The sequence below is a fragment of the Mesorhizobium sp. M7A.T.Ca.US.000.02.2.1 genome, assembly GCF_003996995.1.
In the GTDB taxonomy this organism is placed as follows: domain Bacteria; phylum Pseudomonadota; class Alphaproteobacteria; order Rhizobiales; family Rhizobiaceae; genus Mesorhizobium.
This window is the reverse complement of record NZ_RZTT01000242.1, coordinates 1-9,375: the sequence shown is the minus strand read 5'-3', so window position 1 is coordinate 9,375 and position 9,375 is coordinate 1. Positions and strand designations below refer to the sequence as shown.

Genomic DNA, 9,375 nt, shown 5'->3' with positions numbered 1-9,375 from the left:
GTCTACGCATAACCGTGCCGCCAGGCCTGCGCCGCGGCGAAGTGGACAGGTTCCTTGAGCGGCACCAGGACTGGCTGGAGCAGCGACTGGCCAAGGTGCCGACGCGGCCGCAGGTGCGGCCCGGCATCAGGATCCCGGTGCGCGGCGTGCCGCACCGCATCGTCCATGAACCATCAAAGCGCGGCACCGTCACCGTGTCGCGCGACGAACGTGGCCCGCTCTTGATCGTGCATGGCGACCGCATACATCTGCCGCGCCGCCTCGCCGATTTCCTCAAGCGCGAGGCCAAGAAGGAAATCGAGAAGCTGGTGGCCAAACACACCGAGGCGCTCGGCAAGCGCGCCAAGGCTATCCGCTTCAAGGACACATCAAGCCGCTGGGGGTCATGCACCTCCGAAGGCAATCTGTCCTTTTCCTGGCGCATCATGATGGCGCCGTCGCCGGTCATCAACTACCTCGTCGCGCATGAAGTGGCGCATCTCAAGGAGATGAACCACGGTCCGAAATTCTGGAAATTGTGCGAAAAGCTCTGCCCCGACACCGATCGCTGCAAGGACTGGCTGAAGCGCAATGGCGGTGCGCTGCAGGCGATCATGTTCGAGTAGATCTCTCAGTCGTCGTTGGCGGCGTTCAAGTCCTCAGGCCGTAGCCCCTCATCGCCATGATGCGGCCACGGCAGGAAATTGCCGTCGAATTCATCACCGCCGAAATAGTCGAGCGCGCGGTGCGCCTCGGCGCCGTTGAAGGCGGCCTTGTCGATCAGGTGCGCGATGACCTCGCGCGCCTGCGCGATCTTCTGCCTGAGTTCGGCAATTGTCCTGTCGGTCATGATCGTGCTCCCGCCATGTGTCCTATTCATCCATAGGTAGCGCCTTTGGCCGCGCCGGCAAACAGCATGCTTTTTCTCGACTCTTATCGCTTTTCATGCCAATTCCCGCGCCATGGCACTCGACATCAAGATCTGCGGCTTGAAGACCGACGGGGCAATGGCCGCGGCGCTGGCCGGCGGGGCCAGCCATGTCGGGTTTATCTTCTTCGCCAAAAGCCCACGCTATGTCGAACCCGCCGAGGCTGGCCGTCTGCGCGAGGCGGCGCGCGGCAACGCGACGGCGGTTGCTGTCACAGTCGATGCCGGCGACGCTTTCCTGGATGAAATCATTGCCCAAATGCAGCCTGACATGCTGCAACTGCATGGCGCGGAAACGCCCGACCGAGTGGCCGAGGTCAAAGCCCGCTATGGCGTGCCGGTGATGAAAGCGCTGTCGGTCAGCGAGGCTGCTGACCTGGAGCGGGTAAAGCCGTTCATCGGCATAGGCGACCGGTTCCTGTTCGACGCCAAGCCGCCGAAAGGCTCAGAGCTGCCGGGCGGCAATGGTGTGGCCTTCGACTGGCACATCCTCGCCGGCCTTGACGGCAGCGTCGATTACATGCTTTCCGGTGGGCTCAACGCCGCCAATATCGGCGATGCCCTTCGGCTTGCCGACCCGCCCGGAATAGACATTTCCTCAGGCGTGGAAAGCGCACCGGGCGTCAAGGATCCGGCGCTGATCGAACAGTTTTTCCGGGCCGTCAGGACCGCGCGGAACACCCGCGCAGCCTAGTAGTGCCTTAAACCAGAGCATGTCCCGGAAAAGTGGGAACCGGTTTTCCGACAAGGACATGCTTCATAAGTCAAGATGCCAGGAGATCGGCGATGAACAAGCCGGCGACACCCAATTCCTTCCGCACCGGACCCGACGAACAGGGCATGTTCGGCATTTTCGGCGGTCGTTTCGTTGCCGAAACGCTGATGCCGCTGATCCTCGATCTGGAGCGGCACTGGAACGAGGTCAAGAACGATGCGGATTTCAGGGCCGAGCTGACTGACCTGTCGACCCACTATGCCGGACGGCCGTCGAAGCTCTATTTCGCCGAAGGCCTCACGAAGCATCTCGGCGGCGCAAAGGTCTATTTCAAGCGCGAGGATTTGAACCACACCGGTTCGCACAAGATCAACAACTGCCTCGGCCAGATCCTGCTGGCCAAGCGCATGGGCAAGAAGCGCATCATCGCCGAGACCGGCGCCGGCCAGCATGGCGTGGCATCGGCCACGGTCGCGGCCCGCTTCGGCTTTCCCTGCGTCGTCTATATGGGCGCCACCGACGTCGCCCGGCAAAGCCCCAATGTCTTCCGCATGAAGCTGCTGGGCGCCGAAGTGCGGCCGGTGACCGCTGGTCACGGCACGCTGAAGGACGCCATGAACGAGGCGTTGCGCGACTGGGTGACCAATGTCGAGGACACCTATTACCTGATCGGCACCGCCGCCGGCCCGCATCCCTATCCGGAGCTGGTGCGCGACTTCCAGTCGGTAATCGGCACCGAAGCGCGGGCGCAGATCCTAGAGCAGGAAGGCCGACTGCCGGACACCATCATCGCCGCTGTCGGCGGTGGTTCGAACGCCATCGGCCTGTTCCATCCCTTCCTCGACGACAAAGAGGTCCGCATCATCGGCATCGAGGCCGGCGGACGCGGCCTTGACGGCATCGAGCATTGCGCCTCGATGAACGCCGGTGCGCCGGGCGTGCTGCACGGCAACCGCACCTATCTCCTGCAGAACGCCGACGGACAGATCATGGACGGCCATTCTATCTCGGCCGGTCTCGATTATCCCGGCGTCGGCCCCGAGCATTCCTGGCTGCGCGATTCAGGCCGCGTCGAATACGTGCCGATCCTCGACGACGAGGCGCTGGAGGCCTTCAAGCTGACGACGCGCGTCGAAGGCATCATCCCGGCGCTGGAATCCGCGCATGCCATTGCGCATGCGGTGAAGATCGTGCCCGCCATGGACAAGGACCAGATCGTCATCGTCAACCTGTCCGGCCGTGGCGATAAGGACGTGCATACGGTGGCCTCGATGCTGGGTATGGAGATCTAGGCCCCTTTGGACAGTTTCGATTTGGGAGTTGATTATGAGCAAAATTCGTCCAAAGGGCCAGACATGGTGACCCGCATCGACCGCCGCATGGCAAAACTGAAAGCCGAAGGCCGCCCGGCGCTCGTCACCTATTTCATGGGCGGCGACCCTGACTACGACACCTCCTTGTCGATTATGAAGGCACTGCCCAAGGCCGGCGCCGACATCATCGAGCTCGGCATGCCGTTTTCCGACCCGATGGCCGACGGCCCGGCGATCCAGGCGGCGGGCCTGCGGGCGCTGAAGGGCGGCCAGACGCTGGTCAAGACGCTGAAGATGGCGGCCGACTTCCGGACCAGTGACAATGAAACGCCGATCGTGCTGATGGGCTACTACAATCCGATCTACATCTATGGCGTCGACCGCTTCCTCAAGGACGCGATCGCCAGCGGCATTGACGGGCTGATCGTCGTCGACCTGCCGCCCGAGATGGACGAGGAACTGTGCATTCCGGCGCTCAAGGCCGGCATCAATTTCATCCGGCTGGCGACACCGACGACCGACGACAAGCGCCTGCCGAAAGTGCTGCAGAACACGTCGGGCTTCGTCTACTATGTGTCGATGACCGGCATCACCGGCTCGGCGCTGGCCGACACCGGCAAGGTGGCGGCGGCAGTCAAGCGCATCAAGGGCCACACCGACCTGCCGGTCTGCGTCGGCTTCGGCGTCAAGACCGCCGAGCAGGCCCGGGTGATCGGCGCCAATGCCGACGGTGTCGTCGTCGGCACCGCGATCGTCAATGCGGTTGCCAATGTGCTGGGACCGAAGGGCGAAAAGACCGCCGATCCGGCCGAAGCCGTCGCCACGCTGGTCAGCGGCCTTGCGCAAGGCGTGCGTTCGGCCCGCCTTGCTGCTGCCGAATAGTTCTCCTACCTCTTCCCAATCCTCGTCAGGACAGGAGCCGAAGCGATGAACTGGATCACCAATTACGTTCGCCCGAAGATCAATTCGATGCTCGGCCGGCGCACCGACATGCCCGAGAACCTCTGGATCAAGGATCCGGAGACCGGCGAGATGGTGTTCCACAAGGACCTGGAATCCAACCAGTTCGTCATTCCGTCGTCCGGCCATCACATGAAGATCTCGGCCAAGGAGCGGCTGAAATTCTTCTTCGATGGCGGCAAATACGAGACCCTGGACAACCCCAAGGTGATGCAGGATCCGCTGAAATTCCGCGACGAGAAGCGCTATGTCGACCGGTTGAAGGACGCCAAGGCCAAGACCGGCCTTGAGGACGCGATCATCAACGCGCTGGGCACCGTCGAGGGTCTGCCGGTGGTGGTCACGGTGCAGGATTTCGCCTTCATGGGCGGCTCGCTCGGCATGGCCGCTGGCGACGCCATCGTGCATGGCTTCGAAGTGGCCCTGCAGCGCAAGCGGCCGCTGATCCTGTTCGCCGCTTCCGGCGGCGCGCGCATGCAGGAAGGTATTTTGTCCCTGATGCAATTGCCGCGGACAACGGTTGGTGTCGACCGGCTGAAGGAAGCCGGCCTGCCCTACATCGTCGTTTTGACCAACCCGACCACGGGCGGCGTGACCGCCTCCTATGCCATGCTGGGCGACGTGCACATTGCCGAGCCCGGCGCGCTGATCGGCTTTGCCGGACCGCGCGTCATCGAACAGACGATCCGCGAGAAATTGCCCGACGGCTTCCAGCGCTCCGAATATCTGATGGAGCACGGCATGGTCGACATGGTCGTATCCAGGCTGGAAATGCGTGAAACGATCGCGCGCCTGCTCAAGATGCTGCTCAAGCTGCCGGAAGAGCAAAAAACGCCGGAGCCGGAAATCCTGCCCCCGGCGGTGGTCGCCGCGGAAGCTCGGCCGCAAGCCTGAAGCGACACGAAGCGCCGCGACCGCGATTGCACGGGTGCTTCGGCGCGCTGTAGCTTTTGATTGCCATGGCCATCCGAAACCGATTCTGGTTTTCACGGCTCATGCGCTAGGATTCTGCCATGACGACGCTTGCCGCCGACCGCGAAATCGAAGCCCTGATGGCGCTTCATCCGAAAGGCTTCGACCTTTCGCTCGACCGCATTTCGCGGCTGCTGGAGCGGCTTGACGATCCGCAGGATCGGCTGCCACCGGTCATCCACATCGCCGGCACCAACGGCAAAGGCTCGTGCGCCGCCTTTTCGCGCGCCCTGCTCGAGGCAGCGGACTACCGCGTCCATGTTCACACCTCGCCGCATCTGGTCAACTGGTATGAGCGTTACCGGCTGGCCGCCGATGGCGGCGGCAGGCTGGTCGAGGACAGGGTTTTCGCCGATGCTATTGCCCGTGCGGCCAGAGCCAATGAAGGCGAGAAGATCACCGTCTTCGAGATTCTCACCGCCGTCACCTTCCTCTTGTTTTCCGAACACCAGGCCGACGCCGCCATCATCGAGGTCGGGCTCGGCGGCCGCTTCGACGCGACCAATGTCGTCAAGGAGCCGGCCGTGTCAGTGATCATGCCGGTGTCGCTCGACCACGAGGCCTATCTCGGGGACCGTGTCGAACTGATCGCGGCCGAAAAGGCCGGTATTATCAAGCCCGGCTGTCCGGTGGTCATCGGCGCGCAGGAGAGCGAAACGGCGCTGCAGGTGCTGATCGAAACCGCCGAGCGGCTTGAATGCCCCACCTTCGTCTACGGCCAGGACTTCCTTGCCTTCGAGGAAAACGGCCGCATGGTCTACCAGGACGAAGACGGGTTGATGGACCTGCCACCGCCCAGGCTGCCCGGACGCCATCAGTTCGCCAATGCGGCGGCGGCGATCGCCGCGGTCAAGGCGGCCGGTTTCGAGATCAGCCATCGCGCCGCCGAAAAGGCGATGGTCAATGTCGCCTGGCCCGGCCGCATGCAGAAGCTCGTGCAGGGCCGGCTGGCCGAACTGGCACCCAAGGGCGCCGATATCTGGCTCGACGGCGGCCACAATCCCGGTGCCGGCGTGGTGGTTGCCGAAGCGTTGGCCGAGCAGGAGGAGAAGAATCCGCGTCCGCTGTTCCTCATCTCGGGCATGATCAACACCAAGGACCAGACCGGCTATTTCCGTGCCTTCAAGGGCCTCGCCCGGCATGTCTACACGGTGCCGGTGAGCCTTAGCGAGGCCGGCGTGCCAAACGACGAACTGGCGGTCCGCGCGACGGAAGCCGGGCTGACCGCCGAGCCGGTGAGTTCCGTCGCCAGCGCGCTGATGCTGCTGCGCGACACCTGGGACGGTCCGGCGCCACGCATCCTGATCAGCGGTTCGTTGTATCTGACCGGCGCGGTGCTGGCCGAGAACGGCACCCCGCCGACCTGAAGGCGGATTTTTCTGCGAGGAACCTGTCATGATCAAGGTCAAGCAGCTCGCCCATGTCTGCATCTTCGCCAACGACCTTGAAGCGACACGAAGCTTCTATCGCGACGTGCTGGGCATGGACACCCGCTTCAATTTCCTGCGTGACGGCAAGATTTTCGGGTTCTACCTCGATTGCGGCGGCGGCAGCCATGTCGAGGTGTTCGGGAAAAACGAGGCCCGCTATGGCGACCTGAACCAGATCAACCACTTCTGCCTAGAAGTGGAGAACATTGATGCCGCGATCGCCCACATCAGGTCGAAAGGTGTCGACGTCACCTCAAAGAAACTGGCCTGCGATGACACATTTCAGGCCTGGATCCGCGATCCAAACGACGTGAAAATCGAACTGTTCGAGTATACCGAAAAAAGTGCACAATTCGCCGGCGGCGACCGCATAGCCGACTGGTGAAAAGCGCCTGCCAGCCCTGACGGCTTACTTCAATTCGATCTCGATAAAGGCATATTCGCCTTCATTGGCGTTGATGACGTCATGTTCGACGCCCTCTTTGCGGAAATAGGGCGCGCCCTTCTTCATCTCGGCGAAGGTCTCGCCGTCCTTGGTCAACAGCTTCACCTTGCCGTCCATCAGCGGCACGACGACATAGTCGTGGCCGTGGCGATGCCAGCCGGTGTTTTCGCCCGGCGCAAAGCGGTACTCGGTGACGATAACGCGCTCATTGTCGATGAAGACGGTGGCCTTGGCGGATCCGGTCATGGGTTTCTCCTGTCTGGCTCAAGCAGATGACATGGAGTGGCCGGACGCGAGAGCCAGAGCCACGCACCGATGACGCCAACAAAAAGCCCGGCGCGAGGCCGGGCTTGATGGTCATATGAATTTCAGATGGATCAGGCGAGATTGCCGTTGATCCAGTGCGACAGCGCGGTCTTGGGCGCCGCACCGACCTTCATGTCGGCCATTTCGCCGCCCTTGAAGATCATCAGCGTCGGGATCGAGCGCACGCCGAACTGGGCGGCAAGCTCCGGATTCTCGTCGATGTTGAGCTTGGCGATCTTGACCTTGGCGCCAAGTTCGGTGGCAATGTCTTCGAGCGCTGGCGCGATCATCTTGCAGGGACCGCACCATTCCGCCCAGAAATCGACGACGACCGGTACGTTGGCGTCAAGCACGTCGGCCTGGAAGTTGCTCTTGTCGACCTTCACGGTTGCCATATGGAAAATCCTTTTGAAAGTTTTTGTCCCACCAAATGTGGTGGCGATCGCGCCCTTCTTCAAGCAGGTGTTGTGTCACGCTCCCGTGAGTCGAGCAAGGGCGTCATCCATGACGCTGGCCGGCAGTTCGATTAGCCGCGGCGCCTCGGTGAACAGCAAGGCCGCCTTGACTGTGCGGCCGGGATAGAGCGGCTGTAACAGGGCGCGATAAAGTGCGAGCTGGAGCAGGTAGGCTGGCGGCACCTCGGCCAGAGTGGAGGGCGCCGGCCGGTTGGTCTTGTAGTCGACGATCGAGACCGCGGCCGATGTCACCGCCAAACGGTCGATCTTGCCGGAAATCGAGCGCTTTTTGCCCTTTACTTCCAGGCTGCCCATGATCGCGACCTCGGCACGTGAAGATGGTGCAAACAGCTGACCGAAGCCGACGTCGGCAAGGATTGATGTGACCGACGCCAGGGCTTTTTCGCGCTCTGACGGCGGCCAGTCCGCGCCCGTTCGCAAGAGATAGCGCTCCGCCGCGCGCTGGCGTTCGGGCTCGGCAATGCCGGGCAGCATCTGCAGCAGTTTGTGCAGGGCAAGCCCGCGCAGCACCGCAAAGCCCGGCTCGGCATCGGCGTCGAGCACCGGCGACGCCTTGTCGACCACAGCTTCCTTGCCTTCGTCTATCAGCGCCGCAGCACCGGATGGCGACAGCGGACGCGGCAGATCTTCGAAGGGGGGCAAGGGCCGGAACAAGGTCGCCGGCAGAGGTCCGAAAGCATCCGTCGGCCGCGCCTGCTCGCCGGAAGCCAGTGCGACCGGCGGCAGCTTGGTGACATGGAAGCGATGCACCGGCTCGCCGCCGGCGGGATGCGCACGCTGCTCGCTTTCCGGCGCACCGATCAACGCGCGGCTGACGATCGAATGCCAGGTGCCAGCGTTCGGCGCCCGCTTGCCGTGATAGCCGCAGACGATCAGCCGGTCCTCGGCACGGGTCATGCCGACATAGAGCAGCCGGCGGTATTCGTCGTCGGCGAGTTCCCGTGCCCGCGCCGCCGCTGCTTTGGAAAAGCCGTTGGCGACGTCGCTGGCAGAGCGCCAGAGACAGCCCTTGCCGTCCCAATTCGCGCCGGAGCCATCGAAGGGCATCAGGCGCGGCAGATGCTGGTCGCTGAACGGGGCGGAACCGCCATCGACCAGGAACACGACCGGCGCTTCCAGCCCCTTGGCGGCATGCACGGTCATGACCCGGACCTCGTCGCGGGTCTGGTCCATCTCGCGCTTGATCTCGGGACCGGCGTTTTCCAGCGTCGACAGGAAGGCTTCCAGCCCCGGCAGGCCGGTTCGTTCCTCGGCAAGGCAGAAGCTGAGGAACTCGTCGAGGATGTCACCGGCTTCGGGCCCGAGCCGCGCGATCATGTTCCGGCGCACGCCATCGCGTGCCAGCAGGCCAGCGTAAAATTCGAACACCGGTTTGAAGGCGGCCGCGTTCGTCCAGATGTCGACCTGGGCGACGATCTTCGCAAGTCGCTCGCTTTCGCCGGCGTGCTGTCGCAGCGACGCGATCAGCGACAAGTCGGACGGCCTCTGCGCGGCGAGCGTGAAAAGCGTCTCTTCCGGCAGATCGAAGATCGGGCTGCGCAACACGGCGGCAAGCGACAGATCGTCCTGCGGCTGGATGAGGAAGTGACCGAGCGCAATCAGGTCCTTGACCGCGATGTGTCCAGGCAGGCTCAGCCGGTCGGCGCCGGCGACCGGAATGTCGCGGCGTTTGAGTGCGCGGGTCAGCGCATGGACGAAGCGATCGCGCTTGCGCACCAGCACCAGCACGTCGCCCGGCCGCAGCCGCTTGCCGCGGCCTTCGACGATTTCGCCACTGCCGATCCAGCCGGCGATGGTGGCGGCGACGTTCTCGGCCACGCGCACCGCCGGCGCATGCGCATGATCGATGGC

Annotated in this window: 11 protein-coding genes; 7 read left to right on the top strand and 4 right to left on the bottom strand. The window is 63.4% G+C overall.

The genetic code is table 11. The features are described 5' to 3' along the window. The coding region (locus EOD15_RS21500; RefSeq protein ID WP_148129600.1) for a M48 family metallopeptidase at positions 1-605 on the top strand (605 nt) is incomplete at its 5' end. A 5-nt stretch (positions 606-610) separates the two neighbouring features. On the opposite strand, the gene EOD15_RS21495 is transcribed toward EOD15_RS21500, so the two are convergent. Beyond that, positions 611-829, bottom strand: a complete 219-nt coding sequence (locus EOD15_RS21495) for a hypothetical protein (RefSeq protein WP_127289588.1) — start codon at positions 827-829, stop codon at positions 611-613. A gap of 112 nt (positions 830-941) precedes the next feature. Between EOD15_RS21495 and EOD15_RS21490 the strand changes: the two genes are divergently transcribed. The 6 genes from EOD15_RS21490 (at position 942) to EOD15_RS21465 (ending at position 6,682) form a co-directional block, all read left to right on the top strand. Continuing rightward, positions 942-1,601, top strand: a complete 660-nt coding sequence (locus EOD15_RS21490; RefSeq protein WP_127408806.1) for a phosphoribosylanthranilate isomerase — start codon at positions 942-944, stop codon at positions 1,599-1,601. 92 nt (positions 1,602-1,693) lie between these two features. Further along, complete coding sequence (gene trpB, locus EOD15_RS21485) at positions 1,694-2,914, top strand: tryptophan synthase subunit beta (RefSeq protein ID WP_127380276.1); 1,221 nt, start codon at positions 1,694-1,696, stop codon at positions 2,912-2,914. A gap of 63 nt (positions 2,915-2,977) precedes the next feature. Beyond that, positions 2,978-3,817 (top strand): tryptophan synthase subunit alpha, encoded by an 840-nt coding sequence (trpA, locus tag EOD15_RS21480; protein ID WP_127269346.1) that lies wholly within the window; start codon positions 2,978-2,980, stop codon positions 3,815-3,817. 45 nt (positions 3,818-3,862) lie between these two features. Further along, positions 3,863-4,789 carry an acetyl-CoA carboxylase, carboxyltransferase subunit beta gene (gene accD, locus EOD15_RS21475; RefSeq protein ID WP_127322555.1) on the top strand — a complete coding sequence of 309 codons (927 nt, stop codon included), beginning with the start codon at positions 3,863-3,865 and terminating at the stop codon, positions 4,787-4,789. Between the two features lie 119 nt (positions 4,790-4,908). Next, positions 4,909-6,234, top strand: a complete 1,326-nt coding sequence (locus tag EOD15_RS21470) for a folylpolyglutamate synthase/dihydrofolate synthase family protein (protein WP_127322554.1) — start codon at positions 4,909-4,911, stop codon at positions 6,232-6,234. A 28-nt stretch (positions 6,235-6,262) separates the two neighbouring features. Next, positions 6,263-6,682: a VOC family protein gene (locus EOD15_RS21465; protein ID WP_127380279.1), complete on the top strand. Its 420-nt coding sequence runs from the start codon at positions 6,263-6,265 to the stop codon at positions 6,680-6,682. A 24-nt stretch (positions 6,683-6,706) separates the two neighbouring features. Here EOD15_RS21465 and EOD15_RS21460 read toward each other — a convergent pair whose 3' ends face one another. The 3 genes from EOD15_RS21460 to EOD15_RS21450 all read right to left on the bottom strand — a co-directional run. Beyond that, the gene (locus tag EOD15_RS21460; protein WP_127323193.1) at positions 6,707-6,988 is read right to left on the bottom strand and encodes a cupin domain-containing protein; all 282 of its coding nucleotides are present in this window, start codon (positions 6,986-6,988) and stop codon (positions 6,707-6,709) included. 131 nt (positions 6,989-7,119) lie between these two features. After that, complete coding sequence (gene trxA / locus EOD15_RS21455; RefSeq protein ID WP_013528326.1) at positions 7,120-7,443, bottom strand: thioredoxin; 324 nt, start codon at positions 7,441-7,443, stop codon at positions 7,120-7,122. A 75-nt stretch (positions 7,444-7,518) separates the two neighbouring features. After that, positions 7,519-9,375: 3'-5' exonuclease (locus tag EOD15_RS21450; protein ID WP_185929028.1), on the bottom strand; the 1,857-nt coding region annotated here is incomplete at its 5' end.